At 53.7% G+C, this 26,214-nt stretch carries 20 protein-coding genes; 10 read left to right on the forward strand and 10 right to left on the reverse strand.

The window, feature by feature from the left end; genetic code table 11:
- The first annotated feature begins 213 nt into the window (after positions 1-213).
- On the forward strand, positions 214-543 hold the full coding sequence (locus tag ACJJIB_RS02580; protein ID WP_252084173.1) for a hypothetical protein: 330 nt from the start codon (positions 214-216) through the stop codon (positions 541-543).
- Between the two features lie 288 nt (positions 544-831).
- Here ACJJIB_RS02580 and ACJJIB_RS02585 read toward each other — a convergent pair whose 3' ends face one another.
- From ACJJIB_RS02585 to gshB, 9 genes are all read right to left on the reverse strand, one after another.
- The gene (locus tag ACJJIB_RS02585) at positions 832-1,872 is read right to left on the reverse strand and encodes an alpha/beta fold hydrolase (protein WP_252084174.1); all 1,041 of its coding nucleotides are present in this window, start codon (positions 1,870-1,872) and stop codon (positions 832-834) included.
- 96 nt (positions 1,873-1,968) lie between these two features.
- On the reverse strand, positions 1,969-3,219 hold the full coding sequence (locus ACJJIB_RS02590; protein ID WP_444883436.1) for a heme biosynthesis HemY N-terminal domain-containing protein: 1,251 nt from the start codon (positions 3,217-3,219) through the stop codon (positions 1,969-1,971).
- Positions 3,216-4,574: a uroporphyrinogen-III C-methyltransferase gene (locus tag ACJJIB_RS02595; protein WP_444887783.1), complete on the reverse strand. Its 1,359-nt coding sequence runs from the start codon at positions 4,572-4,574 to the stop codon at positions 3,216-3,218. Before ACJJIB_RS02595 ends, ACJJIB_RS02590 begins: the two co-directional genes overlap by 4 nt.
- Before the next feature lie 119 nt (positions 4,575-4,693).
- Entirely contained in the window at positions 4,694-5,464 is a 771-nt protein-coding gene (locus ACJJIB_RS02600) for a uroporphyrinogen-III synthase (RefSeq protein WP_444887784.1), read from the reverse strand.
- A gap of 17 nt (positions 5,465-5,481) precedes the next feature.
- Positions 5,482-6,399: a hydroxymethylbilane synthase gene (gene hemC / locus ACJJIB_RS02605; RefSeq protein WP_444887785.1), complete on the reverse strand. Its 918-nt coding sequence runs from the start codon at positions 6,397-6,399 to the stop codon at positions 5,482-5,484.
- 89 nt (positions 6,400-6,488) lie between these two features.
- A complete protein-coding gene (ruvX, locus tag ACJJIB_RS02610) occupies positions 6,489-6,911 on the reverse strand; it encodes a Holliday junction resolvase RuvX (RefSeq protein WP_444887786.1) in 423 nt (140 codons plus the stop codon).
- 59 nt (positions 6,912-6,970) lie between these two features.
- Positions 6,971-7,555, reverse strand: coding sequence for a YqgE/AlgH family protein (locus ACJJIB_RS02615; protein WP_252084180.1), 585 nt, complete (start codon positions 7,553-7,555; stop codon positions 6,971-6,973).
- A 35-nt stretch (positions 7,556-7,590) separates the two neighbouring features.
- Positions 7,591-8,499, reverse strand: a complete 909-nt coding sequence (locus ACJJIB_RS02620) for an energy transducer TonB (protein ID WP_444887787.1) — start codon at positions 8,497-8,499, stop codon at positions 7,591-7,593.
- Between the two features lie 100 nt (positions 8,500-8,599).
- Positions 8,600-9,556, reverse strand: a complete 957-nt coding sequence (gene gshB, locus ACJJIB_RS02625) for a glutathione synthase (protein WP_444888892.1) — start codon at positions 9,554-9,556, stop codon at positions 8,600-8,602.
- 354 nt (positions 9,557-9,910) lie between these two features.
- Between gshB and pilG the strand changes: the two genes are divergently transcribed.
- The 6 genes from pilG (at position 9,911) to ACJJIB_RS02655 (ending at position 20,863) form a co-directional block, all read left to right on the forward strand.
- The gene (pilG, locus tag ACJJIB_RS02630) at positions 9,911-10,306 is read left to right on the forward strand and encodes a twitching motility response regulator PilG (RefSeq protein ID WP_020413651.1); all 396 of its coding nucleotides are present in this window, start codon (positions 9,911-9,913) and stop codon (positions 10,304-10,306) included.
- A gap of 235 nt (positions 10,307-10,541) precedes the next feature.
- Positions 10,542-10,904 (forward strand): twitching motility response regulator PilH, encoded by a 363-nt coding sequence (pilH, locus tag ACJJIB_RS02635; RefSeq protein ID WP_252084182.1) that lies wholly within the window; start codon positions 10,542-10,544, stop codon positions 10,902-10,904.
- A gap of 16 nt (positions 10,905-10,920) precedes the next feature.
- Positions 10,921-11,460 (forward strand): chemotaxis protein CheW, encoded by a 540-nt coding sequence (locus tag ACJJIB_RS02640; protein WP_444883443.1) that lies wholly within the window; start codon positions 10,921-10,923, stop codon positions 11,458-11,460.
- A gap of 160 nt (positions 11,461-11,620) precedes the next feature.
- Positions 11,621-13,762 carry a methyl-accepting chemotaxis protein gene (locus tag ACJJIB_RS02645; RefSeq protein WP_252084184.1) on the forward strand — a complete coding sequence of 714 codons (2,142 nt, stop codon included), beginning with the start codon at positions 11,621-11,623 and terminating at the stop codon, positions 13,760-13,762.
- Between the two features lie 159 nt (positions 13,763-13,921).
- Positions 13,922-20,338: a hybrid sensor histidine kinase/response regulator gene (locus tag ACJJIB_RS02650; RefSeq protein WP_444888893.1), complete on the forward strand. Its 6,417-nt coding sequence runs from the start codon at positions 13,922-13,924 to the stop codon at positions 20,336-20,338.
- 42 nt (positions 20,339-20,380) lie between these two features.
- Complete coding sequence (locus tag ACJJIB_RS02655) at positions 20,381-20,863, forward strand: chemotaxis protein CheW (protein WP_444887788.1); 483 nt, start codon at positions 20,381-20,383, stop codon at positions 20,861-20,863.
- A 140-nt stretch (positions 20,864-21,003) separates the two neighbouring features.
- Here ACJJIB_RS02655 and ACJJIB_RS02660 read toward each other — a convergent pair whose 3' ends face one another.
- Positions 21,004-23,688 (reverse strand): penicillin-binding protein 1A, encoded by a 2,685-nt coding sequence (locus tag ACJJIB_RS02660; protein ID WP_444887789.1) that lies wholly within the window; start codon positions 23,686-23,688, stop codon positions 21,004-21,006.
- Positions 23,689-23,835: 147 nt separating this feature from the next.
- On the opposite strand from ACJJIB_RS02660, the gene ACJJIB_RS02665 reads away from it, so the two are divergent.
- Genes ACJJIB_RS02665 through ACJJIB_RS02675 form a run of 3 tightly spaced genes read left to right on the forward strand, consistent with a single transcriptional unit; the run spans position 23,836 to position 26,137 of the window.
- Positions 23,836-24,912, forward strand: coding sequence for a pilus assembly protein PilM (locus tag ACJJIB_RS02665; protein WP_252084188.1), 1,077 nt, complete (start codon positions 23,836-23,838; stop codon positions 24,910-24,912).
- Position 24,913: 1 nt separating this feature from the next.
- Positions 24,914-25,504 (forward strand): PilN domain-containing protein, encoded by a 591-nt coding sequence (locus ACJJIB_RS02670; RefSeq protein ID WP_252084189.1) that lies wholly within the window; start codon positions 24,914-24,916, stop codon positions 25,502-25,504.
- A gap of 12 nt (positions 25,505-25,516) precedes the next feature.
- Positions 25,517-26,137: a type IV pilus inner membrane component PilO gene (locus ACJJIB_RS02675; protein WP_252084190.1), complete on the forward strand. Its 621-nt coding sequence runs from the start codon at positions 25,517-25,519 to the stop codon at positions 26,135-26,137.
- Positions 26,138-26,214 lie beyond the last annotated feature (77 nt).

Below are 26,214 nucleotides of genomic sequence, written 5' to 3' on the forward strand. Positions count from 1 at the left end.
TTTGTGCGTCTAATTCAACCAAATGTGACTTAGGTAGTATGATGTAATCTCTTCTATACTTCGATGCTATATTGCATGTTAATTATGCAGTCGACCAATATATTTAACATTTGACGACATTCTTGTCTGGCTTTTAGTGGTCGATAAACAAATTACATCATGATGGTCCTGGGGATTAGGGCAAATAATTACAATATGAGGGAGGGGTGATAAATGGAATTGATTCTTTTTGTAATCATTATGGTGGCAGTCTTAGTCCTGCCATTAAAAATGGCTGCTGCCATGATGGGGGCGAGAAATACAGGAGTTTTCCACTGTCTTTTTGCTTTATTGTTGGCATTAATTGTACAGAGAATAGTGGGCGGCATGTTGCCCGGTGTGAGTGACAGCGCCGGGGTTCTCTTGACTATTCCACTGGCGGCTATTGCCTATATGTTGGTATTGGGTACTGGATTTTTGAAAGCAATAATTATTGCGATTCTGCAGGGAATAATTACTTTCCTAGCGATGCTTCTTTTTGCTGGTATGTTCGCAAATATCTAATAGCTTCGGGCAATTTTTTTCTTATTCAGCTTGGTCAGGTAGCTTTCAAATAGCTTTTTTACGGATGCCTTCTGTTCCTGATCCAAGTTAGATCTCCCTTTAAGTGGCGCTGTTTTATAAATTTTTCTTTTTTTCTGGTGTAAAGGTGAACAGAAGCTTCGCCGCTTTACGATATAGATTTAGTGAAAATCCCCAAGCTAGAGAATTTTATTGCCGCCTGGAAAGCTTTTGTTTTTCCATTGAGGCTATTTCAGTCAAGTGGGGCTGATTTAGGTTGAAAGAAATTTTTCAATCGGAATCCCGCTGAGTCTCCTCCTTAAGGAACTGGCTCAGGGATTCGAAATAATCGTTGAAGGCCTCGAACTGCGGTATGTGCCCGACCCCATCAAGTTCTGTTAACTTCGCATCTGGAATAATGGCAGCCGCTTTTTTACCCAATAGGTCATAACGCCCCAGAGCCTTTTTAATGGGTTCGGCAGCGCGGGCGCGGCCAATCGCGGTGCGATCCCGGGTACCGATAATCAGTAAGGTAGGTACAGTGAGATCTGCGAATTCATAGATAACCGGCTGTGTGAAAACCATTTCTGAAGTGAGGGCATCAATCTTGGCTATATGCTTAGAATCAGGGCCCAGTGACCAGCCGGCCTGAATATCGAGTAGGGAATCGTAGGACTTCCTCCATTTCCCATCAAAATAGGCCCTGGACATATAGCTCTTAATCCCTTCGGGTGTTTGTGCCTGCTCTCTAAGGATGGCTTGTTCCAGGGGTTCGTATGGTACGACGCGCTTCCAGTCCTCCAAGCCGATTGGGTTTACCAAGGCGAGCTTTCTCACCATCCCCGGGTACATTAAAGAAAAGCGTGTAGCCAGCATGCCTCCCATGGAGTGACCAACGACAGAAACCTGATCCACTTTGAGTTTGTCGAGCAGAAATTTGGTATCTGTAGCCATACCGTGCAGGTTGTATTGCATCAATGGCTTACTGGACTTTCCGAAGCCAATTTGGTCTGGAGCAATAACACGGTAGCCCTGTTCTGTGAGCGCGGCGATACTATCTTTCCAGTAGGCGCCGGAAAAATTTTTACCGTGCAGAAGCAGTACTGTTCCCTTAGAGGGTACAAGCTTGTTCGCAGAAATATCCATATAGGCCATGGCCACAGGCTGGCTTAATTTGGATAGCTCTAGAGTCTTAACCGGATAGGGGTACTCGTAGTCACTCAGCAGCTTATCTTGTGGCTGGATTGGGTTGTCAGCAGCCAGCGTCACCTGTGATAAGAGAATGGAAAATAAAATAGCGAAGGATGAGAGATATTGCTGTGACGGTGTCATGGAGCAAGCCTCAAAAAGGATGCGGAGGCTTACTACTATGGGGCAAATAGTATAACAGGAAAAGGGCCCAGATTATCTGGACCCTTGGAGAAACGGTTAGGCGTGTACCCCGAGCAGGGGTTTGTCCTGACTGGGCATGGATACAGGAGGTAAGTTTGGAACAGCTTGCATCAGCCCTTCCTCAAACAAGCGCGAGGCTTTGTCCTTCTCGCCGAGTGCTTTAAATAGCCGTGCCAGTTCTGCAGAGGTTGCGGGGTCCTGACGTAACAACAGGCTCTTCTCAAAATACTGTTGTGCCTTTCCCCACAGCTCGTTGCGTAAGCTCAGGCGCCCGAGACAGGTGAGTAGGTCGGCACTCTCACCATATTCCTTGAGCCAGCCCTCTGCAGCAGAGAGCTGAGCCGCTGCGTCGGCACCGGTAAGGCGGCCGTATAGATCGGCCAGCTTGGGAGCCCACTCTCGGTTTAGTAGCCAACGCAGGTGTTTTTCCGCGGCGCTGTCATCACCGCTTTGGTGCAGCAGACGGGCAAAGAGACTGCGAAGCTCTACGTTGCGTTGCCAGCGGCCATTCAGGCCGTGCCAGATGTCATGTAGTTTCTCTCTGTCGTTTCGGTTTGCGGCTTCGATGAGTTGATGTTCGTAGACTTCCCGCTCTAGTTTTTGTCGGTCTTCTTCGGACATATTGGCGTGTTTTTCTAATTCAGGGAGAAGTTCTCTCAGGTTGCTCCAGTCCCCCAAAGCGTAATAGGCCTGCTTGAGCATCTGTAGCAGAGCCGGGTGCTTAGGTTCTAATTGCTTGGCTCGCTTGAGGCTGGCGATACACTGTTCGTAGTGTTTATCCTGTAGCTGCATACGGGCCTGGCTCAAAGCCACTGCCAAGCCAGTGTCATCGCCACAGGCTTCGGCTTTTGCCAGCAACTCATTGGCTTCTTCGCGAAATCCAAGCTCATGAGCGCTGCGCGCGGCAGCCAGGTAATTAATCAGTGGCGCCTCGGAGCGCGGCGCACTTTTTAAAAGTTGTCGTCGGGCACGTGACCAGTTGCCCTCCATAAACTCCACCAGGCCACTAGTGAGACGTCTGCGGGCGACCCGCTGGCGACCAAAGCGCAGGCGATCGACGCTGCCGCGCACAGCGCGAAAGAGACTGCGGCTTATCCAGGTGAGAAGAAACAGGGCGAGCAAAAGGGCAACTAGCGCGACTATGGCGAACCAGAGATTCATCTCATAGCCTTTGTTGAGTTCGCCACCGAAGCCGATTACCAAATACCCGGGGTAATTCTGATTTATCTGCGGCAGTAAGGCGCCGAGAAGTAATAGGGCGACAGCAGCAAAAAGGACCTTTCTCACTGGCTGACCTCCTCGGTGGTGCCGGTGCCATACCCTGACGTTTTGTGCAGCCGCTCAATGTAATTGTAGAGAGCCACCTGTGAGGCATTCAGGTCTGGCATTTGCGCCTGAATGGGCTGTTTGCTGAGTTCTGCCAGTTGTTGCGCGAGTGTGTTGCGCTGGGAATTGGCTGTGCCATAAGTCAGAAGCAGCTCGCGGGCGCTATCAAGAGCGTCCTTGTAAATGGTGCTATCGCCGCGCAATAGAGCCAGTTGTGCCTGCTCCATATTTAGACGCAGGGTTTGGCGAAAGCGTGCCTCGCTTTGAGGGGAGAGCATTACCGGGTTGATATCGCCATCGATGGGGCGAACAGAGTCGCGTAGGAAGTTGGTAAAATTTTTCCAGCTGCGCTCCCATGCAGATTGGTTATCCTGCGTGGGCTCTGCTTTTGCCACCTCCCTTGGAGTTTGGGTCATATCGAATTGCGGCTGTATAGAGGCGCGGATCAACTGCTCTTCCAGGGCGCGCAAGCGTAAATAGAGGCCTTCTCGATCGATATTTTCCACGAGTTTCAAAGCGGTGATATCCCGTGCCAACTGTTGGCGCACTCCGTAGAGATCGGGAAGATTTACTTGGCGCAAAATGGTGTCGACCTTTTCAACAAGGCCCAGAGCGGCGCGGCTATTATCTTCAAGCATCAGCCGTTGATTGGCCATTCGCAACAGGTAGTCGGCCTCGGCCAGCTGCCAGTCCTCCCGGCTCACATTACCGAGCTCACTGAGCCGGTTGCCCTGGGCGGTGAGGCTGCGCTGAAGAGCCGCTAGCTGTTGCTGTAGCTGCAAAATAGTGCGCGTTTGCGATTGTATTTGATTGCGCAACTCAGTATCTGTCTGTTGAAGTTGATCAAGCTGCTGGTTCTGTGGGGAGACGCTCGGCGCTTCTGCCTGCTGGGGTTCTATGGAAGGAGGTTCGGCAGTAGATTGTGCAGCGGGTGCAGTAGAAGTTATCCCTTCGCGGGCTTGGCTGGAAGTATCAGGTCCGGTAGAAATATTTGGCGATGTGACTTCACCTTTTGATTCGGCTTTCTGTGTGGACACAGTTTGTTTGGCAGGGAAAAAGTCCAGCTGTGCGATGCGGTTGCGCAGTTGGGGCCAGCTGTACCAGGCAAAAGCGATCAAAGCGATAAGCAGCAGAATAAAGACCAGCCACCACCAATGCCCACCGCCCTTTTTAGGCATCACATTTTTAGCGGCCTTATCAGTTTTGCCTTCTGCTGCTTTGGCAAAATTGCTCTTGCTCCCCCCCTTGTCCAGTGCATCGGAAGTGAGTTCGTTAGCCGGGGTGGAAGGATTGTCCTTGGGTTTTTCGTTGGTCATGGGCTTGGGGCGCAGCTGGTAATTGTCGTCGAATTATAGCGAGTGGCACCGACCATAATAGCGCCGGTGGCGTCGTTTTGAGATTTTTAACCCAATAGGGCAGCAAATTCGAGAGCAATTCAGTTTAGCGCCCTGAGCAGTGCCTCTAGCATAGCGCTGTCTCCGGCATTCTGAGCACTGCTGGTATAGATAAAACCCAGAGCACGGGCTTGCTCCGCGACGCGCGCGCTGGGACAGATAAGGGCAGCCTGGAGGAGGTGTGCGCAATTTGCACGCTCAATGCAGCTGTGTAGGTTCGCGAGAGTCTCGCCACTGTGGACCGTGATGGCATCCGGGGTGAAAGAATACCCCGCCAAATCCGCTGGGGCACCTGCAGGTAGGGACCTACGGTAGAGTTCACAGTAATCCACACGCCCACCCCGTGCGCGCAAGGTGTCGCCAATAAGAGTGCGTCCGCCAGTGCCGCGGAAGATCAGTACCCGAAGTCCTGAAACCTCTTGTAGGGTGGGTAGGGCGAGCAAGTCCTCGGAAGTCATGTGTTCGCCGCTGTGCTCGCAGGTTATACCACGCATCAGTAATGCTTTAGCCGTGGCCGCGCCAATAGCGAGGTAGCGTGGCCCCTGGGGTAATTGTGGCCAGTAATCCTCCAGCCAGTCGACGGCGTAGCGCACCGCATTCTGGGAGACGAAAATAGCAAAATCCACTTGGTCGAAATCGAGAATCCGTTTTTTAATGGCCTGCTGAGCCGCCTCATCAATGAGGGGCTCAATAGCCAACATAGGGATAGTGTCAACTTCCGCGCCCGTAGCGCGCAATAGCGTACCCCAGGTGTCGGCTTGATGGGCGGGGCGCGTGGTCAGTACGCGTTTGCCTTGCAGGCGCTTGGCCATATGGATCTGTCCTGGGCTTAAATCGCGTCGAGAATTTTGTCGGCACCCTGCTCCAGCAACTGTTCAGCGAGTTGAACGCCCAGAGCTTCGCCATCAATGGCTGCACCACGGATTTCGGCGCGGATCATGCTGGTGCCATCGGGACTGCCGACCAGGCCGCGTAGCCACAGAGCGTCGCCTTCCAGCTCGGCATAACAGCCGATGGGAACCTGACAGCCGCCGTTCAGGCGCTTAACCAGTGCGCGTTCTGCACTGAGTCGCGCGGCGGTTTCATGGCAGTGCAGTGGTTGCAGTAGGGCTTCCAGCTCGCTGTCTTTGCGGGCTTCGATACCGACAGCGCCCTGGCCGCCGGCGGGTAGCAATACAGTGGCGGGGAGAAAGCTGCGGATGCGTTCGCGCATCTCCAGGCGCAGCAGCCCGGCGGCAGCGAGAATAATGGCGTCGTACTCTCCCGCATCCAGTTTGGCTAGGCGAGTGTTTACGTTACCGCGTAGGAACTTGACCTCCAGATCGGGGCGCTGCGCCAGAAGTTGGCACTGGCGGCGCAGGCTCGAAGTGCCCACAATCGCGCCTTGTGGCAGTTCCTCCAAATTGGCAAAGCGGTTGCTGACGAAGGCATCACGCGGGTCCTCGCGCTCGCAAATAACTGGCAGGTAGAGGCCTTCGGGAAATTCCATCGGCACATCCTTCATAGAATGTACGGCGATCTCCGCGCGTCCCTCCAGCATGGCCACTTCCAGCTCTTTGACAAAGAGCCCTTTGCCGCCCACCTTGGTTAGGGGGATATCCAGCACCTGATCGCCACGACTGGTCATTGGCAGCAACTCTACCTCCAGCTGAGGGTGCTCCTGCAGCAGGCGATCCTTAACATAATTGGCTTGCCATAGGGCCAGGGCGCTCTCGCGCGTAGCGATGCGGATACGGGAAATGGGCATTGGGCTCGATCACTCATTTGTGTGGGCGGGTAATTCTATCAGAGCGCCGGCAGCTATGGCTCAGCTTGCACAGATTCTGGGAGCGGATATCAGGCGCGTGTGCGCAGCCAGTCCTCGAGAATGATACGCGCGGCAATGGAATCCACTGGATTATCGGCATAGCTACCGCGGTGGCCGCGCTCGGCAGCCTCTTCTTTGGCTGCGCGGGTACTGAGGCGCTCATCAATCATTTCTACCGGTAGCCCGGTGCGCCCGTGCAGGCGCTGGCCAAATTTACGCGCACGAGCACCAAATTCACTCTCACTGCCATCCATATTCAGTGGTAAACCCACAAGCAAATAATGTGGCTTCCACTCGTCGATTAGTCGCTGGACCTTGTCCCAGTCGGGTTTGCCATCCTTTGCCGGCAGTGGTGGCAGCTCTTTGGCGCTGCCGGTCAGGCTCTGGCCAAAGGCGAGGCCAATGGAACGGGTGCCAAAATCGAAGGCGAGGGCGGTAATGGGTTTACTCATCAGAGGGAACATCCGGTATTAGAGGGATCAATCTTGGGCCGAATGATAACCGGGAAGGGCTAGGCGTGTCCGGCCTGTGAGCCGAGCCCTGAGAGGTCGATACCGTGTCGAGCGGCAGCACTTTGCCAACGTTTTTGCACTGGGGTGGCAAACAGGATTTCGGGTTCTGCCGGTAGAGTCAGCCAGGCGTTTTCTGCCAGTTCCTGCTCCAATTGTCCTGGCCCCCAGCCGGCGTAGCCCAGAGCTAGCAGCACATCGTCGGGGCCATGACCTGAGGCCAGTGACTCGAGAATATCCCTGGAAGCGGTAAGACTGATTTCCATATTGATTTCGCTCGTCGAGTCGAAATGTACACCGGCACCGTGCAGGACAAAGCCCTGCTCGGGAGAAATAGGCCCGCCCAGCAGGACAGTTTCATCGCCACGTTGGCTGGAGTCCTTCAGCGACAGCTGCTCGAAAACCTCTCGCCAGTGCACTTTGCTGGGGGCGTTGATCACTATGCCCATAGCCCCCTCTTGGCTGTGCTCAACAATTAGAGCGATGCTGTGCTTGAAGCGCGGGTCCTCCATGCCGGGCATGGCCAGTAGGAATTGGCCGCGCAAGCTGCCATGGGTTAGGTCGCTGTCAATGTTCGAATTGGGCATAGTTGGATTCTAGGTCGCTTGCGTGCAAGGCAAGTTTAGCCGCGCTCGGGCAGCTCACCTGCGGTAGTGGAGAAGCCAGTTAAATCGAAGCGCCAGGTGCGGATAATTTCGAGGCGGTCAGCCTCCTTGCGAATCTCCGCTGGGAAAGGTGCAAAGGGGGCTGCCAGGCGTACAATCTGTTGGGCGGCATCGTCGAGGATTCGCTCTCCCGAAGAGTCCAGAATCATGACTTCCTCCACCGCGCCTGTGGGCAGCAAGCGCACCATCATGCGCAGGCTGCCAGTGATTTTCTGCTGCAGGGCTTCCGCGGGGAAGTTGTCGCTACCTATTGCTTCCACCTTCTGGCGCCATTCGTGCAGATAAGCGGCATCTGCAGAGGCCTTGGTTGCCACTGAGGTCAGGCGTCGCACTCGCGGGCGTTGGGCAATAGTTTGGCGAATTTTATCCAGGCGTGCTTGCAGGCTGGCAATCTTTGGATTTGTCCTGGCTAGATCATTTGGGGCATCGCCGCGTTTCTCTTCGGAAAACTTGTCTTCGGCGGGTAGTTCCGGGGCCTGCAGAGGGCTATCGCCGATGGTGGTGATCAACTGGCGGCGCTGGTCAGCAGGCCGTGCGGCTTGCTGCTGTGGTAGAGGATTTACATCGTGAATTTGCGTATCGGCAAATTCGGCGCGACGATTGCTGGACAGCTCCTTTGGGGTATCTGCCGTGCCGCTGGCCTGCTGGTTGTGTTGGGCCAGGTAGTCGGCATCTTCCGGTGCTTGTGGCGAGTTATATTGCGACAGAGTAACTTCCAGGGTTGGTGCGGCTTGCCGCCCTTCAGGCTCGGCAAAAGCCACACCAAAAATCAAAAGCGCGTGAATGGCGCCAGCGAGAAACAGCGAGAACGCAAAACGCTCGCGCTGAACTGCATAATTTGGCGTCGTGTTGGCGGTGGAATTCATTATCTATTATCAGTTACTGCTTATATCTTGCCGAGCGTTACGCTCGGCATTCCCATCCGGCCCGTTCACTGGTGGGAGTCATTCAAGTTGAAGGCGCAGTTTAGCGCTTTTGTGCCAAACGATGTGTGATGGCGCTCATTAGTCGCGCACCGATATAAGTGTCGTAGGCCGCATCAATCTCACGCACACAGGTTGGACTGGTGACATTAATTTCCGTGAGGTAATCACCGATAACATCCAGACCGACGAAAAGTAGCCCTTTATCCTTCAGGGTGGGGGCGACTTGTTCTACGATCCATCGATCTCGATCAGTCAGTGGCCGCGCTTCACCACGGCCACCGGCGGCTAAGTTGCCGCGAGTTTCACCCGCCTCGGGAATTCTGGCTAGGCAGTAGGGTACGGCTACACCATCGACAACCAGAATGCGCTTATCGCCATCTTTAATTTCGGGAATATAACGCTGCGCCATGATTTGCTGGCGGCCGTGCTGGGTGAGCATCTCCAGAATGGCGCCTAAATTAGCGCCGTCCGGTTTGCAGTGAAAAATACCTGCGCCACCCATGCCATCGAGGGGTTTGAAAATGACATCCCGATGGGTTTTATGAAACTCCCTCAGGCGCTGCATATCCTTGCTGACCAATACAGGCGGGCAGCACTGGGGAAAAGTCGTTGCAAAAATTTTTTCATTACAGTCCCGCAGAGACTGCGGTTTGTTAACGACTAATGCACCTTCGCGTTCAGCCGCTTCAAGGATGTAAGTGGAGTAAATGTACTCATTATCGAAGGGGGGGTCGATACGCATTAAAATGGTATCGAGTTCTCCAAGGGGCATCTCCCTGGCTTCTTCCAGGCTAAACCAACGCTCGGCATCGTCAAATACCCTCAGTGGTCTGCCCTTACCAATGGCGCGACCATTGTCCAGATACAGGTCGCTTTGCTCAAAATAAAACAGCTGGAAACCGCTGTCTTGTGCGGCCTGTAACAGTGCGAGTGTCGTATCTTTCTTAAAATTGATCTGGGCGATGGGGTCCATCACCACACCGAGGGAGTAATTCATCTTAGCTTCCGTAGTTGAAGGGATTTTTGATCCCGCGCCGCGGTGGTTGTGGCTGATTGAAATGTTGCCACTGCCAACTTGTAGGGTGGATAAGGTAAGAGCAGCTTCGTCTAGGTGCAACTTAATTAGATAAGTTGTCTGGATTGGCAATAAAAAGTGGTGATTATTTGCACCATAAGGTCTGCGGTGCTTCAGCGCGGCTAGATTCACCTGGGGTTCTGTGATAAAAGTTCCACCCAGTGTGCGATCTTGGCAAAGAGAGACACCCAGGCCCCGCAAGCGGCTCAAAAAAGGGTGCAGATAAAAAATTTTCGCGTGCCCGAAAATAAGTAAACAGGGGATTCAATAAAGACTATGGAGCTTAACTGGGAAAGTCTGACTGTAATGGTGATTGACGACAGTAAGACAATTCGCCGCACTGCCGAGACTCTGCTACAAAAAGCAGGTTGCACGGTCGTCACTGCTACAGATGGTTTTGATGCGTTGGCGAAAATCGCGGACTCCCGTCCCGATGTTATTTTTGTCGATATCATGATGCCGCGCCTGGATGGCTATCAGACTTGTGCGCTGATTAAAAACAACAGTGAATTCCGCTCCACTCCAGTAGTGATGTTGTCGAGCAAAGATGGTTTGTTCGACAAAGCGAAAGGCCGCGTTGTTGGTTGTGATCAATATCTGACAAAGCCATTTAGTAAAAGCGAGCTGCTGGGAGCAATTTCCGCTCACGCAAAGCCGCACCACGCAGCCTAAGTAATCACTAACAAAAAGGGTCTGATTTTTTGGGCCAACCCCTTCGCTCTTTGGGGGGGATGAATTAACAGACATACCGTTCACCACATCTGCCTGTGGTGGAAGGTTCTGTAGTCTGGCAGTGCATTGGCAGTAAGTGCAGACTTGGCACATGCCATCAAAATAAATACAACAAATCGCCAAGCACTGTCATTTATTGAGCAGTTGCCAATTCGAAGAAGTCATGGGGGAAATGATGGCAAGAGTATTAATAGTTGATGACTCTCCTACCGAAACACACAAGCTGACCACAATACTTGAAAAGCATGGCCATTCGGTAATTACCGCGCCCAATGGTGAAAATGGTGTGGATGTTGCACGCAGTCAGCGACCAGATCTGATTTTGATGGATATTGTGATGCCTGGGTTAAATGGATTCCAGGCCACACGCCAGCTGAGTAAGGATGGCAATACCGCGGGGATACCGATCATTATGGTGACTACCAAAGATCAGGATACCGACCGGGTTTGGGGTATGCGCCAGGGCGCAAAAGCTTATCTCACCAAGCCCGTTGATGAGGGCAAATTGTTGAGTGCAATTGGGGAGGTGTTGGCCTGACGGCCAGCTGCTCAGCGTGCAGTCACAAACCCCCTATCTAGCACTTGTTGATATCGCTCGGCGAGCTAAAGCGCAGGCCACCGGCCTGCCCGGCCGCCGAGAAATCAAACCCTATTGGACCGGAATCGGTTTCTCTTTACTCGGCCACAACTTCGTCGCCTCAATGGATGATGTTGTGGAATTGCTCGAAGTGCCGCAGCACACCTTTATTCCCGGCGTTCAGCCCTGGGTAAAAGGTGTTTCTAATGTTCGCGGCCGCCTGTTACCCCTGATTGATCTCGCAGCCTTTTACGGCGGCCACCTCTCGGGCCAGCGCCAACAGCGCAGGGTTCTGGTGTTGGAGCGGGAAAAAACCTACGTGGGGTTGATTGTCGACAGGTTGCACGGAATGCAGCATTTGGCATTTGAATATGCCCGTGAAGCACCAACAGATTTAATTGAGCCATTTGCGCCGATGGTGCATGGCCAGTTTATTTTACAAAAGGACCGGTGGCTGGTGTTCGACATGCGGGCTCTGCTCAAAGACCCTCATTTCATGGATGCTGCCACTCGTTAAGGTCCGATTGAATTTTCGGCATCTCGCAGCTTTTGAGATGTTGGGGGGACCCTAAAGCGGTGCAGGGATATTCGCACTGGCTGAGGGCCATTGTCATTAAAGCGTTAAATATTCAGTGGTATTAAACCGGCCTAATGCTTGGGCCCGCTAGGAGTAAACTATGAAAACAGGCTCCCAGAGCTCCTTTTCCGCGTTTCGCAGTAACCCTGCTGCGCTGGGTTTGGGTCTGCTGGTACTCGCCGTACTGGCGGGGCTGATTGTCAGTATCTATTTGGTGCAGACCCGCAGTGATCGCGATAAAGAGTACCTACAGCAAGTTGCTGAACTTCGAGCACTTTCCTATCAGCTGGTCTCCTATGCACCGGCGGCCACTTCCGGAGACGACGAAGCGTTTGCCGAGCTGGAAAAAGTTTCCGGGCAGATGGCTAACGCCTGGAATCAGCTGCAGGGAATGGATAAAGGCAGCCGCAGGGCGCTGGACGCTGAGCTAGCGACTTACGGTACCGTTTGGCGTAAGTTGCGCGAGCAGGTAGAAACGATTACCGGTAACAAAGAAACGATTATCTTCCTGAACGATGTTGCCACCACTTTGAGTGACTCCCTGCCGGAATTGCAGGCTGAGCACAACAATATTGTGGAAATTCTGCTAGCTAATAATGCCCCCGCTAATCAGGTTGAACAGGCTCAGTTACAGGTATGGCGGGCTGAGCGAATCGGTCGAAACATCGACAAGATGCTGCAGGGTGATGACGATGCCGAAGGCGCAGCCGACCAGTTTAATACCGATGCTAGCTTGTTCGGTAAAGTGGTAGATGGCATGAAGAGCGGTGATGTAGTGATGGGTATCTCCCGCATTACCGATGAGGAAGCGCGCCGCTCGCTCGATGAAATTACCGAACTGTTTGAATTTGTAAGTTCGTCTGTTCGCGAGATCTTCGAAGCAACCCCGGCACTGTTTGCATCACGTCAGGCAACCAACGGCATTATTGCATCCTCGCCACAGCTGCTTGAGGCTCTCAGTACTCTGAACGACCGTATTGTGAACCTTGCCGATGAACGTCAGCCAAACAATATGACTATTACCATTTTGGCTGCAGCATTCGTGCTGTTAATTTTTGCCATGATGGGAATGGCCTTCTCCGGTACCCGCCGCAGCCTGATGGAAGAAGCCGAGACCAATGAGCGCAACCAGCAGGCGATTATGCAGCTGCTGGATGAGCTTGCTGATCTCGCCGATGGTGACTTGACCACCTCCGCAACGGTAACCGAGGCCTTTACCGGTGCGATTGCAGACTCTATCAACTTCACCATCGACCAGTTGCGTGTGCTGGTATCTCGAATTAACGGCACCGCACAGGAAGTATCCGGGCTTTCTCAAGAAACCCAGCAGACAGCCCTGCATCTTGCCGAGGCTTCCGAGCATCAGGCTCAGGAGATTGCCGGGGCCTCTGCCGCGGTGAACGAAATGGCGGTCACCATTGACCAGGTATCTGCTAACGCCTCCGAATCTGCTCAGGTTGCCGAGCGCTCGGTACAGATCGCCAGCAATGGTTCCAAAGTGGTACAGAACACCATTAAGGGCATGGATAATATCCGGGAGCAGATTCAGGACACCTCCAAGCGGATCAAGCGCCTGGGTGAATCTTCCCAGGAGATCGGCGATATCGTAAGTCTGATTAATGACATTGCCGACCAGACCAACATCCTCGCACTGAATGCTGCCATTCAGGCGAGCATGGCGGGTGACGCCGGTCGAGGCTTTGCCGTGGTTGCGGACGAGGTTCAGCGACTGGCGGAACGCTCTGCCGCGGCAACCAAACAGATTGAAGGCCTGGTAAAAGCGATTCAGTCTGACACCAACGAGGCGGTAATCTCCATGGAGCAGACCACCACAGAGGTGGTACGTGGTGCACGTTTGGCACAGGACGCCGGTGTTGCGCTGGAAGAGATCGAGAATGTATCCAGCAACCTGGCCTCTTTGATTCAAAACATCTCCAACGCCGCCCGCCAGCAGGCTTCCTCTGCTGGCCACATCTCCAACACCATGAACGTGATTCAGGAGATTACTTCGCAGACCTCTGCCGGTACACAGGCTACTGCTCAGTCCATTGGTAATCTGGCGCAGACCGCCAGTGCCCTGCGTGAATCTGTTGCCGGCTTCAAACTGCCGCAAGAGGAGAGCGTGGAAACCAATAGTGAAATGTACGACGTAGAGTTGCCGGAGATGGATGCGGAAACTTTCACGCTCGACAGTGAGGAAAGCAACTCCTTGGAGTCCCGTGAAGACCGGGCTCTGGCCTAACCCACAAAATAAAGCCCGGCGCCTTCGTTGGCTGCCGGGCGGAGAGGGCGCACGGAGCAATTTCCGCAAGATTGCGAACCCTGGATCGCTTCGGGTAGAGCGCCTGCATAGAGAATGAATTATTGGGGACTTGGCGTGAGTCACGACAATCCGAACTTCATGGCCCTGGACTGGCTGATAGGCGAAATTAACGAGACTCTGGCACAGGCACGCCAGTTCCTCGAGACTTTCGCAACGGATCCGCAAGCCGGTGAGACCCTGCTGCAGAACAGCTTGTCCCTGGTGCACCAGGTACACGGTAGCCTGCATATGGCGCAACTCAATGGTGCGGCGATGCTGGCTGAGGAAATGGAGCAATTGCTTCAGTCACTGGCCGGTGGCACCGTTGAAAATACCGATGAGACGCGCGAATTCATGATGCGCGCCCTGCTGGAATTACCTCTCTATTTAGAGAAGGTTTCTTTTCAGCGCCGTGATAATGCGGTGCTGTTGCTGCCCCTCCTCAATGATTTGCGCGCGGTGCGCCGCGAGCGCCTGATTACCGAGGGCGCACTCTTTTCCCCGGACCTCACTTCATCGAATCGCATCACCGGAAAGCGCCAACCTTTGACTGCAGACAATGTGCGCCTGCAGGAGCTGGTGGGCAAGTTGCGCAAGATGTATCACGTTGCCGCAGCGGGGCTAATCCGCGATGTAAACAGTGGTGAGAGCCTCTCTTACCTGGTGAAAATTGTCGAGAAGTTGCAGCTGCTCTACAGCGGTAGTCGGCGGCAGTCTCTGTGGGAAGTATTACTGGGTATCCTGGAAGCCCTGGCAGAGCACCGTATCAATGTGCAACCAGCATTGCGCCATCTGCTGCGCCGAGTCGATGTAGAGTTCCGCCTGCTGCAGGGTCGCGGTGCCAGAGTACTGGATGCCGAGCTGGATGCAGACTTCCTGAGCAACCTACTCTTCTACGTTTATCTGGCCGGTCCAAATGGTAGCCGTTGCCAGGAACTGTACCAACGCTTTGCCCTGGATAGGGCAGTGCCGGGCACGCCCCGCCCAGATACAGAAGATGTCTTGGCCATGGGGCCTGAAGCATTGGGTACTGCAATAACTGCACTGCGTGAAGAGTTGCAGCTGGTGCGTGAGGCGCTGGAACCCAGTGGCGCAGCCTCCGAACTTCCTCCCCTCAGTGAGACTGCTGCTATCGCCAAGCGGATTGCAGACACCCTCGGCGTTTTGGGTCTCGAAGCGCCGAGAGGTCGTGCCCGCGGCATTTATGAGTACCTACGCGATGCTTCGCGCGGCACTGATGTCGAAGAGTACCTGATGCGCGCCGCAGGTGAGCTGGTGCAGCTTGACTCAGCTCTATCGGCTGCTGTCGACCGCAATAAGCGCGGTGATAATGAACAGCCGATTATGGGGGATGCTACAGATTCGGTGCTGCGCGAAGCGCGCCTGGGCCTGGAGGCGGTTAAAGAGGCGGTCATGGAGTATGTGGCCAGCCACTGGGATATCAGCTATCTAAGCCGCGTACCCCAGCGCCTGCAAGAGGTATGTGGTGGCCTTGAAATGGTGGGCTACCAGCGTGCGAGCAAAATTATTGCCGCTTGTAATCACTTTATCAGCGATGCACTGATCGACCGGGCAGAGCAGCCGGAATGGCGAATGCTCGATACCCTGGCCGACGCGATTACGAGTGTCGAATACTATCTGGAACGCCGAGTTGAAGGCCTGGATGATACCGAGATGTTGCTGGCTCTGGCGGAAGACAGTGTCGCGAACCTCGGCATTGCCTTTACTGATGCTGAGGTATCTGCGGAGGAGGCTGAGTCCGTCCACGAAAGCGTGGTGATTGAAGAGGATAACGCTGGACTTGAGCTATTTTCACCGGAGTTTTTCGATAGCGCAGACACCGACAAAGATAATCGTGAAGAGCAACTTCTCAATGTTGTCTCTGCAACGGCTGAGCTTGAGATCGAATCCGTCCCTTATGTTGAACAGCCAGTGGAGAAAACACTGGATCTGCAGCAAGTGGAAGTCCCTGCTGCGGAAGAAGCTAATGAGCATGAAGACAACTGGTTCTCAACAGTTGAAAGTACTGTCGAGCCTGAGACTCTTTCCGAGGCCCCGGCGGTAGCTGCAGAAGAAGAAATTTCTGTAGCAATGGCAGCAGACAGCGAAGATGTGTTGTCACCTAACGAAGTGGAGCCGCTTGCAGAAACTGGGTCAACCTCAGAGCCTGTTGAGAGCGAATCGCAAGAGTTAGTCGATGATAGCGAGAGCTTGATCGATGATGAGATCATCGAAATTTTCCTCGAAGAAGCCAGCGAAGTACTCGCGCATATCGGCAATTATTTTCCGGAATGGGCCGCTAATTTTGCCAACTCAGACGCCCTGGTGGAGTTCCGCCGTGGCTTCCATACCCTGAAAGGCTCCGGCCGTATGGTCGAGGCGCTGGATATTGGTGAGTTGGCCTGGTCCGTGGAAAATATGCTTAATCGGGTAATCGATGACAGCATAAAGCCTGAGCGCGCCCATGTGCTGTTAATTGAGCGGGTATATCAGAAGCTGCCATCGATGATCGAGGCATTCCGTCTCCGCAAGAGCGATCCGGACAAATCCCTTACCCTGCAGTTACAAGCCTGGGCGGAGCAGCTCAGCCAGGGGCATATCCCCTCGGAACTGCTGGTCGAAGATGCCAATACCGCAGCTACTGCAATCGTTGAGGAAGAAGAATGCAGCGACGAGCGGGCACAGTTGTGGGAGATCTTTGCCCAAGAGGCCGAAACCCATCTGGGTGTCGTTGATGACTACCTTGCAGACATGCGTGCTGCGGCTCCGGTTTACGGTGTACCCAGTGACCCCCTGCACCGAGCCCTGCATACCCTGAAGGGCTCTGCGCATATGGCAGAGGTCAAGGTGGTGGCCGAAATGATGGCGCCGCTGGAGCGCTTCGCCAAAGAGCTGCGTATTTACCAGGTGCCCATCGATGCGGATATCTTCGAGTTGATTGGCGATGGCGCAAATTACGTGCGTCAGGTTTTGGCCCAGATCCGCGCTGCAGAGGCCATTGAGGTTGAGAGGGCCGAGCAATTCCTTGCCCGTGTTGCCGAGTTGCAGGAACGTTCCGTAGGCCACCTGATCCGCGAGCGCGAAGCGAATGAGCCAAGAGCAGTAGATCCTCAACTTCTTGAAGTGTTGATGGCAGACGGTATGCGTGTCCTGCTGGATGCGGATCAGATGCTCAATCAGTGGCGTGCAAATCCTGCCGATAAATCTCAGGTGAGTGAAGTTGCCGAAGAGCTCAATACCCTGCAGGAGGCTGCCAGTCGCGCTCAGCTACCGACCCTGGCAGAGCTGGCACAGTTACTGTTGGAAGTTTATCGCAAAGTATTGGCCGATCAGCTAGAGGAAGAACCCGCCTTATGGGCCTCCCTTGAGCAGGGGCACAACGAGTTACTTGATCTAGTGGATGCTGTCGCCGCTGCCCAGGACTTACCTGAGGTTAGTGAGGCGGTAGAGGAAGCTCTGCGCTATCTGGCCGAAGGCGAAGTGAGCGAAGATGTACCAGAGGATGACTACGACCTGAGCGAACTGGGTATCGAGGCACAAACTCTCGACCCTGAAGCTGGAGAGGTTGCAGAGGTTTCTGGTCTAGAAACTGAAAATATTGAAGAGCACTCAGTTTCTGTCGACGAGGTGCAAGCCTCCGTACTGGAGCCGATTTTTGCCCCCACCGCTGAGTCCGTTTCTGCGACTTTGCCTGAGGTAGAGTTAGAGTCCGCGCAATCAACGGAAGTTGAAACTGTCGATGCTCCAATGGTGGAGATGGTAGACGAGAGCGCTGTGGAATCCGTGGACGTCTCACCCGAGCCAGTCTTGGATGACCTCTATGACGCGCTGTTCGAGGTGGCCGAGACTACAGACATCTGCGCTGACAAGACAGCTGAATCTGAACAGAGTGCAGTAGGGCCTGCTATTGAGGCTGTGGAGCCTGTTCACCAAGCGCCTACTGTGGAAGTGGTATCAGAGTCACAAGCTGGGCTGAGTATTGCCGAACAACAGCGCCTGTTGGCGGATATTGATCCCGATGTGGTCGATGTCTTTATGGAGGAAGCTGGCGATCTTACCGACGAGCTGGAAGAGCTGATTCAGGCTTGGGAAGACACACCAGAGAGTGGTGAGCAGGCTGAGGCGCTCAAACGGGTGCTGCATACCTTCAAGGGCGGCGCCCGCATGGCCGGCCTTATGGGGCTTGGTGAAGTTGCTCACCGCTTTGAAACAGCGATTGAGGGCATGCGCGATATTGTGAAACCCTCCGCACAATTCTTTAGCGAGGCGCATTTCACACATGACCGTATTGCTGAGGGAGTAGAAACCGTTCGCGCCTGGATGGCAGGTGAGCAGTTGGAGGCCTTTGTTCAGCTGATCACTACCGATTGGGCTGACATTCAAAACCCGCTTGGCAATGTGTCTGATCCTGTCACTCAAGCTATCACGGAGGAAGTACCTCCAAGTGTTGATGCTGAGCTTGTGACTGTTGCTGATGAGTCCATCGTTGTCGATAAACAGGAGCCACTGTCCACAGAAAGCGAGGAACGTCCTGAACCTGAGCAGGGACTAGAGCCCTCTGGGTCATTGCCGCAGCCAGTACAATCTTCTGATGCCGGCAATGTTCTGCCATTTATCCGCAAGCCCGAGGGTGTGGAAAATGAGGTGGCGGCTCCCACCAGGAACCAACCACAGGAAATGGTTCGGGTTGCCGCTGAGCTTTTGGAAGAGCTGGTGAACCTCGCTGGTGAAACCGCAATTTCCAGAGGTCGTCTCGAAGAGCAGATGAGCGAGTTTGGCCTGGCCCTCGATGAGATGGATTCAACCCTGTTGCGCCTCAATGAGCAGCTGCGTCGTCTGGATCGTGAGACCGAGGCACAAATCTTGTTCCGCCAGGAGCAGCTGGCCGAGCAGGATGGTGATTTTGACCCGCTAGAGATGGACCGCTACTCATCTATTCAGCAGCTGTCCCGTTCCCTGCTTGAGTCCACTTCTGACTTGATGGAGCTGCGCTCCACCCTGGATAACAAAGCCCGCGATACCGAGACACTATTACTGCAGCAATCCCGTGTTAATACCGAATTGCAAGAGGGGTTGATGCGCAGTCGCATGGTACCTTTCTCACGCTTGGTGCCCAGGCTGCGTCGTATTGTGCGCCAGGTGAGTGCGGAGCTCGGAAAACAGGTGGAGCTGGTGTTCTCCAACGTCGAGGGGGAACTGGACAGGTCCATGCTGGAACGTATGGTGGCACCTCTGGAGCATATGCTGCGCAACGCGGTAGACCACGGCATTGAAATGCCTGATGCACGCCGCGCGGCAGGCAAGGCCGAACGCGGTCGCATCGATGTGGCTCTGGCTCGAGAAGGCAGTGAGGTGGTGCTGACCATTCGCGACGATGGAGCAGGGGTGAACCTGATCCGCGTGCGAGAAAAGGCTGTGGAAAATGGCCTGATGCGCCCGGATGCGGAGCTCTCCAATAGCGAGATATTGCAGTTTATTCTCCAGGCAGGTTTTACCACTGCGGAAAAAGTTACCCAAATTTCCGGCCGTGGGGTCGGTATGGACGTGGTTTCCGCCGAACTCAAACAGATCGGTGGCAGCGTGCATATCAATTCCGAGGCGGGTGCCGGCACGGAATTTGTAGTGCGCCTGCCGTTTACAGTATCGGTCAACCGCGCACTGATGGTGAAGATTGGCGAAGACCTGTTTGCTCTGCCGCTCAACACTATTGAAGGTATCGTACGCCTGAGCCCCTTTGAGCTGGAGCATTACTACCGCTCTAGCGATGCCCGCTTTGAATATGCAGGCGAGCTGTATGAGGTGAACTACTTTGGCACCCTGCTGAAGTCTGGTGCCCAACCGAAGCTCAGTGTTGATGATATGCAATTACCAGTATTGTTAGTGCGCTCCGAGGGTCACGCTATGGCCCTGCAAGTGGATGCTATCCGCGGCAGCCGCGAGATTGTTGTGAAGAGTCTTGGTCCACAGTTTTCTGGGGTACAAGGAGTTTCTGGGGCAACGGTAACTGGTGATGGCAGTGTGGTGGTGATTCTCGATGCCCATGCCCTGCTGCGGCGTCAGGCAACCCAGTTAGCACGCCCGGATATTCCACAGCTGCAGTTGCAGGTAGAAGAGCAGCCCGAGCGAGAAGAACGCCAGCAGACTGTAATGGTGGTGGACGATTCCGTAACGGTACGCAAGGTAACCACACGCTTCCTGGAGCGCGAGGGGTATCTGGTCAGTACCGCCAAAGATGGTCAGGATGCGGTGATTCAGCTGCAAGATAAGGTTCCAGATCTGATACTTCTGGATATCGAGATGCCCCGTATGGATGGCTTTGAAGTGGCGCGGCATATTCGCTCCAGTAGTCGCTTGCGAGATATCCCCATTGTGATGATTACTTCCCGTACCGGTAGTAAGCACCGTGATCACGCTATGTCTCTCGGAGTCAATCACTACCTGGGTAAGCCCTACCAGGAAGACGTATTGCTGGAGGCTATTCGAGAATATGCCGGCACTTCGGCCGTCGGCAGTTGAACGAATACCAAGAAATGAAATATTGCATGCAAGAGGTGGGCAATGAGTGAAGTTGAAGCGCTGCCGCTAGATGTTCCCCAGGAGGTGAGCAGCCTGCTGTTGCCGCTACAACAGGGCCAGATGTTGGTTCCTGTAGAAAGCCTTTCCGAGGTGATCGCTATGCAGGTACCTATGGCGGTATACGATGTGCCTGAGTGGTATCTGGGAGACCTCATTTGGCGTGAGCAACGCCTGCCGCTGTTGTCTTTTGATGTGATGCGTGGCGAAGCACTGGGCGGAACCTCAGATAATGCCCGTATCGCGGTACTGAGTAGCGGAAACCCTGATGGAGACCTGCCCTATTTTGCTCTTATATTGCAGGGGACACCGCGTTTAGTAAGGGTGACCCAGGAAGAACTAGTGCTGCGGGAGCAAACCCTGAGCCCAGGGGAGCTAATGCACGTGGCACTTTTAGGTGAAGAGGCCGTCATTCCCGATCTGCAGAGCGTAGAGCGTGCCTGCCTTAGGTATAGAGAGTCAGAATAGTGGCGTAATAGCGCGTGTCTCTTGTGTGACAGGTGATAAGAAAGTAAATAACAACCAATGAAAGAAAAGGGGCCATGGGCCCCTTTGCTTTTATTGCTATGCCCACTCATTAAGTGGGCTTATGGCAGGGGTGCCGTATCTTAGAAAAGCTCTTCGGGTGGTGGCTCACTCGATCGGTCCCGGCCGGGCATCTCATCGTCGGAGTATCTGGAGCGATAGGGGTTGTAGGCCTCGCGCCCGGGTACTCTATTGGTGCGGAAGATCTCAAACATGCCGCCATAGGAGGTGCGAAGGCCGTTCTTGGGGTTGATACGCACGGTCGTTATGCTGTCTGGCTGGGGCAGGTGACGCTCGGGCAAGCCCTCCAGGGCAGTACTCATAAAATCTATCCAGATAGGCAGTGCCGCAGAGCCACCGTACTCATTTTTACCGAGTTCGCCGTAAGAGTCGAAACCCACCCAAGCACTGGTGGCTAGGTAGGGGCTATAACCTGAGAACCATGCGTCGCGCGGGCCGTTGGTTGTTCCCGTCTTGCCAGCAATATCACCGCGCTTCATAGCGAGGGCGCGTCGGCCGGTGCCTTTTTTGATCACATCCTTGAGAATGGAATCCATGATGTAAGCCGTCTCCGGGGTCATGGCGCGCGGTGCCAGGGGGCGTGCCTGGGGCCTGGATGAATCCAGTGGGCCAACCGGGAGTACTTTCAGCTCGGGAGGCTCTTTGCCCTGGTCCGGGCCCTCTTCACCGGGTTGAATTGCCGCTAGGTCGAGTGGCTCCTGATTATTGAATCCTTGGGACTCACTGCCAGGCTCAGGACAGTCATTGCACACAGTGAGTGGTAGGGCCTGGTAGAGGGTTTCGCCGTTTACATCTAAAACCCGGTCTACAAGATAGGGTTCCACTCGATAACCACCATTGGCGAAAGCTGCATAGCCCCGTACCATTTCCAGGGGCGTCAGGGCAGAGCTGCCCAGTGCGATGGTTAGGTTGCGCGCCAATTTACTGCGGTCAAAGCCGAAGCCCTCGACAAAGCCGAGAGCGTAATCGAGCCCCAGTGCCTGCAGCAGGCGAATGGAGACCATGTTACGTGACTTATACAGAGCCATACGCAAGCGGGTGGGGCCAAGGAAGGTGCCACCATCATTCTCCGGGCGCCACACGTCCTGCAGGTTGGTTTCCTCGAAGATTATTGGGGCATCGTTAATCACACTGGCGGCGGTATAGCCGCGCTCGATAGCCGAAGCGTAGATAAATGGCTTGAAACTGGAGCCCGGTTGTCGCGCCGCCTGTGTGACGCGATTGAAGTGGCTCTGGCGGAAGTCATAACCACCTACTAAGGCGCGTATGGCGCCGTCTTGGGGGTCAATGGAGACTAGGGCTCCCTGGGCCGATGGCACTTGGGTTAGCTCCCATTCCTCAGTAATTTGTGGCTCCAGGGGGCTGGAAGAAACTTCTTCGGGCTCTGCAAATGGATCGGGGTTGGGTGTGTCTTCAAAGGCGCTAGCAAGTTGGGCTGCCCCACCTGCGCTGGTAGGTTCGCCCTGGGAGCCGATAACCTCAGTGTGCTTAATCTCAATGCGGCGCAGGCGCACCACATCACCAGGTGCAAACATCTTCTCAGCAGATTGTAAGCGTGGCCCTCGTGAACTTTCAGTAATATAGGGACGAATGGAATCGAGCCCATTCTCCCAGGGAACCTCGACCACACGGCGGTCGCGCAGCTGTACTTGCAACAGCTTTGGCTCCACCGCAGTGACTACCCCAGGCTCAAGCCCACCTAGCACAGGGATTTCATTGAGCAGATCAATCAGTTGGTCACTGTCATGCAGCAGTTCCGGTGGCAGTCGCTGCTCCGGGCCACGATAACCGTGGCGAGAATCATAGGTTTCGAGGCCGTGTTGCAGTGCCCTGCGCGCCTGGTCCTGCAGGCGGCTGTTGACGGTGGTGATGACCTGATAGCCATCGGTGTAGGCACTGTCGCCAAAAAGCTCAACAGCTTCTTTGCGCGCCATTTCGGCGATATAAGGGGCATCCAGATCCAGATCTCGGCTATGGTAGCTGGCGGTCACCGGTGCGGTAATGGAGTGCTTGTACTCATCCTGATCGATATATCCCAGGTCGAGCATGCGCTTCAAGATCCAGTTGCGGCGCACCAGGGCCCGAGTGGGGTTGGCGATGGGGTTGAAAGTGGAGGGGGCCTTGGGCAACCCCGCCATCATTGCCCATTGTGCCATGCTCAGGTCCTTGATGTCGCGACCGTAGTAAACATGTGCGGCAGCCTGAAAGCCATAGGCGCGGTTACCCAGGAATATTTTGTTGATATAGAGTTCTAGAATCTCATCTTTGCTGAGTTCGCGCTCAATTTGCAGTGATAAGAGGATCTCATTGAACTTGCGGATAAAACGCTGCTCACGGCTCAGGAAGAAATTGCGCGCCACCTGCATGGTTAAGGTACTACCACCAGACTGGATTGAGCCGGTCTGCACGAGCTGCGAGGCTGCCCGCATCAAACCCTTAATCGAAACCCCACTGTGTGAGTAGAAGCTCGCATCCTCTGCTGCCAGTATTGCCTTGATAAATGGTTCTGGCGTTTGTTCGATGGTGATAGGGTTGCGGCGTTTCTCACCAAACTCGCCTATCAGTTTCATGTCTTGTGAATAGACGCGCAGTGGGGTCTGTAGGCGAATATCCCGCAGGCTTTCGACTGAGGGCAGCCCGGGTTTCAGGTAGAGGTAAATGCTGGCGAAAACCATGGCTGCGCCGGCTGCGCCGGCGAGACAGAGCCAGAGCAGCGCTAGTAGACGATTTCGGGCTTTTACTGTCATGAAACTGCTTCTGTGTACTTCATTTGAGTGATTCGGTGAATAATTATACGAATATTGTGCGCTATTACCTATGCAAATGCCGGTTGAAGCGGTAATTTAAAGTGCTATAACATCAAACTTTCATAACCCACGGAAAAGATAAGAAAAATGGGGATTTTCCCTTTTCTGGATAAAGGCCCGAAGGCCATGTTGGGACTCGATATTAGCTCGACCGCAGTAAAGTTGCTGGAGCTAAGTCGCAATGGTGACAAATATCGGGTCGAAAGTTACGCCGTGGAACCCCTGCCGCCGAATGCGGTAGTGGATAAGAACATCAATGATGTTGGCGCCACGGCGGAAGCTATCCGCAAGGTAGTGCGCCGTTCCAAAACCCGACTGCGCCGTGCGGCTGTCGCCGTATCCGGCTCCGCAGTGATCACTAAGACCCTGGAAATGCCCGCTGATCTCTCCGATGAGGATCTGGAAGCGCGTATTGCCTTGGAAGCAGATCAGTACATTCCCTATCCCCTCGAAGAAGTTAGTCTCGATTTTGAGGTACAGGGGCCATCCGAAAGAGGGGATGACCAGGTGGAAGTGTTACTGGCAGCATGCCGCAGCGAAAATATCGAACAGCGGGTTTCCGCCCTCGGTGAGGCTGAGTTGGAGGCGGGTGTCGTGGATGTGGAAGCTTACGCTATTGAGCGCACTTACACTCTACTGGAAGATCAGTTTCCTCCCCAAGAGCAGTTGGTTGTTGCGGTAGTGGATATCGGTGCGACTATGAGTGCACTGTCTGTACTGGTTGATGGCAAGACAGTTTATACACGGGAGCAGCTATTCGGTGGCCGCCAGCTCACCGATGAGATTCAGCGGCGCTACGGCCTCTCCGCCGAAGAGGCCTCCCTGGCGAAGCACCAGGGTGGCAGCGGATTGCCCGATGACTATTATGCCGAGGTTCTGGAGCCGTTTCGGGATGCGGTGATTCAGCAAGTCACCCGCGCGCTGCAGTTCTTTTACTCTTCGACTTCCTATAGCGATGTGGATTACATATTGCTCAGTGGTGGTGTTGCCGCAATGGAAGGTTTGTCTGATTTGGTCGGTGAAAAACTGGGCAAACCCACAGTGATTGCCAATCCTTTTTACAAAATGGCTACCTCTTCTCGGGTAAACCAACAGATATTAGCCAAAGAGGCTCCAGGGCTGATGATCGCGGCAGGGCTCGCCATGCGGGAGAAGGAGTACTGAGATGGCCAAGATTAATCTACTCCCCTGGCGCCAGGAATATCGCGCACAAAAGCAGAAAGAGTTTCAGCAAGTATTAGTGTTGGTGATTATTGCTGCTGCGGCGTCGGTTTTTCTTTGGATGAAAACGGTTGATCGGCAAGTCGCTACCCAGAATGAGCGCAATCAGATACTGCAGGTCAAGATTAATGCTCTAGATAAACAGGTAAGTGAGATTAAGGACCTGAAAAAGCGCCGCCAGGAACTGATTGATCGAATGCGGGTGATTCAGGAGCTCCAGGGGAACCGTCCTCTAGCTGTTCGTTATTTTGATGAGCTGGTACAGGCAACTCCTGAGGGGCTTTGGCTCCTTGAACTTACCCGCAAAGGTTCTCAATTGGAGTTGTCAGGAATAGCAGAATCCAACAACCGTGTATCATCTTTTATGCGCAATTTGGACCAGTCCGACTGGTATGAATCTCCAAACTTAACGGATGTTACTGCTAGCCCTGAGTATGGGGAGCAAGCGAGTGCTTTTCAGTTAACAGTAAATTTGAGTGGTCGTAAGAGTGACGATGCTAACGATAGTGATTTAACTACCACTGGCGTTGAGTAAAGGAATTATATAATGGCATTCGCAGAAACTCTTAAGCAACTCCAAGATGTAGATATTAATGACATCGACTTTTCAAGAGTTGGGGTCTGGCCGATAGCTGGTCGTATTACTCTCTTAATCATTGTTTCAGCAGTTTTGGTTTTTATTGGGTATTACCTCTGGATAGGTGATCTTTATAACAGCCTGGAACGTGCGCAGAATAAAGAGAAAGAGCTGTTTTTGCAGTTTGAAAACAAGCAATTTGAGGCTGCAAATCTTGATGCGTATCGTGAGCAACTAAGGGAGATGGAGGGCACCTTTGGCGCACTGCTAAAGCAACTACCAAAAGATACAGAAGTTCCAGGATTGTTAGAGGATATTGATGAGTATGGAAGAGGTAGCGGCCTAACGATCGAAAAAGTTGCTCTGGAAAGTGAGTTGGTTGGAGAGTTTTATGTTGAGCTGCCAATTCGTATAGAGGTTCAAGGGGGGTACCATGAATTTGGTTCTTTCGTGAGTGGTATTGCTGGAATGCCTAGGATTGTAACTCTTCATGATTTTACTATCTCAACCAACCGAGATAGTGGTGGGCTGCTTGATATGGTTATCAATGCAAAAACCTACCGCTATAAAGATCAGGAGGATGAGGAGTGACAAAAAAAACAGCCATCGTAGCTACACTTTTAGCGGTTTCTGCTTGCAGTATGAATGTAGATCAAAATGATTTACAT

The sequence above is a fragment of the Microbulbifer mixtoriginis (SeqCode) genome (assembly GCF_052467705.1).

Bases quoted from the DNA above. Each gene is read 5' to 3' on its own strand.
- ACJJIB_RS02645 (WP_252084184.1), top strand. From the start codon at position 11,621: ATGAAAACAGGCTCCCAGAGCTCCTTTTCCGCGTTTCGCAGTAACCCT.
- ACJJIB_RS02650 (WP_444888893.1), top strand. From the start codon at position 13,922: ATGGCCCTGGACTGGCTGATAGGCGAAATTAACGAGACTCTGGCACAG.
- gshB (WP_444888892.1), bottom strand. From the start codon at position 9,556: ATGAATTACTCCCTCGGTGTGGTGATGGACCCCATCGCCCAGATCAAT.
- pilG (WP_020413651.1), top strand. From the start codon at position 9,911: ATGGAGCTTAACTGGGAAAGTCTGACTGTAATGGTGATTGACGACAGT.
- ACJJIB_RS02660 (WP_444887789.1), bottom strand. From the start codon at position 23,688: ATGACAGTAAAAGCCCGAAATCGTCTACTAGCGCTGCTCTGGCTCTGT.
- ACJJIB_RS02670 (WP_252084189.1), top strand. From the start codon at position 24,914: ATGGCCAAGATTAATCTACTCCCCTGGCGCCAGGAATATCGCGCACAA.
- ACJJIB_RS02585 (WP_252084174.1), bottom strand. From the start codon at position 1,872: ATGACACCGTCACAGCAATATCTCTCATCCTTCGCTATTTTATTTTCC.
- ACJJIB_RS02675 (WP_252084190.1), top strand. From the start codon at position 25,517: ATGGCATTCGCAGAAACTCTTAAGCAACTCCAAGATGTAGATATTAAT.
- ACJJIB_RS02620 (WP_444887787.1), bottom strand. From the start codon at position 8,499: ATGAATTCCACCGCCAACACGACGCCAAATTATGCAGTTCAGCGCGAG.
- ACJJIB_RS02595 (WP_444887783.1), bottom strand. From the start codon at position 4,574: ATGACCAACGAAAAACCCAAGGACAATCCTTCCACCCCGGCTAACGAA.
- ACJJIB_RS02665 (WP_252084188.1), top strand. From the start codon at position 23,836: ATGGGGATTTTCCCTTTTCTGGATAAAGGCCCGAAGGCCATGTTGGGA.
- ACJJIB_RS02600 (WP_444887784.1), bottom strand. From the start codon at position 5,464: ATGGCCAAGCGCCTGCAAGGCAAACGCGTACTGACCACGCGCCCCGCC.
- pilH (WP_252084182.1), top strand. From the start codon at position 10,542: ATGGCAAGAGTATTAATAGTTGATGACTCTCCTACCGAAACACACAAG.
- hemC (WP_444887785.1), bottom strand. From the start codon at position 6,399: ATGCCCATTTCCCGTATCCGCATCGCTACGCGCGAGAGCGCCCTGGCC.
- ruvX (WP_444887786.1), bottom strand. From the start codon at position 6,911: ATGAGTAAACCCATTACCGCCCTCGCCTTCGATTTTGGCACCCGTTCC.
- ACJJIB_RS02655 (WP_444887788.1), top strand. From the start codon at position 20,381: ATGAGTGAAGTTGAAGCGCTGCCGCTAGATGTTCCCCAGGAGGTGAGC.
- ACJJIB_RS02615 (WP_252084180.1), bottom strand. From the start codon at position 7,555: ATGCCCAATTCGAACATTGACAGCGACCTAACCCATGGCAGCTTGCGC.
- ACJJIB_RS02580 (WP_252084173.1), top strand. From the start codon at position 214: ATGGAATTGATTCTTTTTGTAATCATTATGGTGGCAGTCTTAGTCCTG.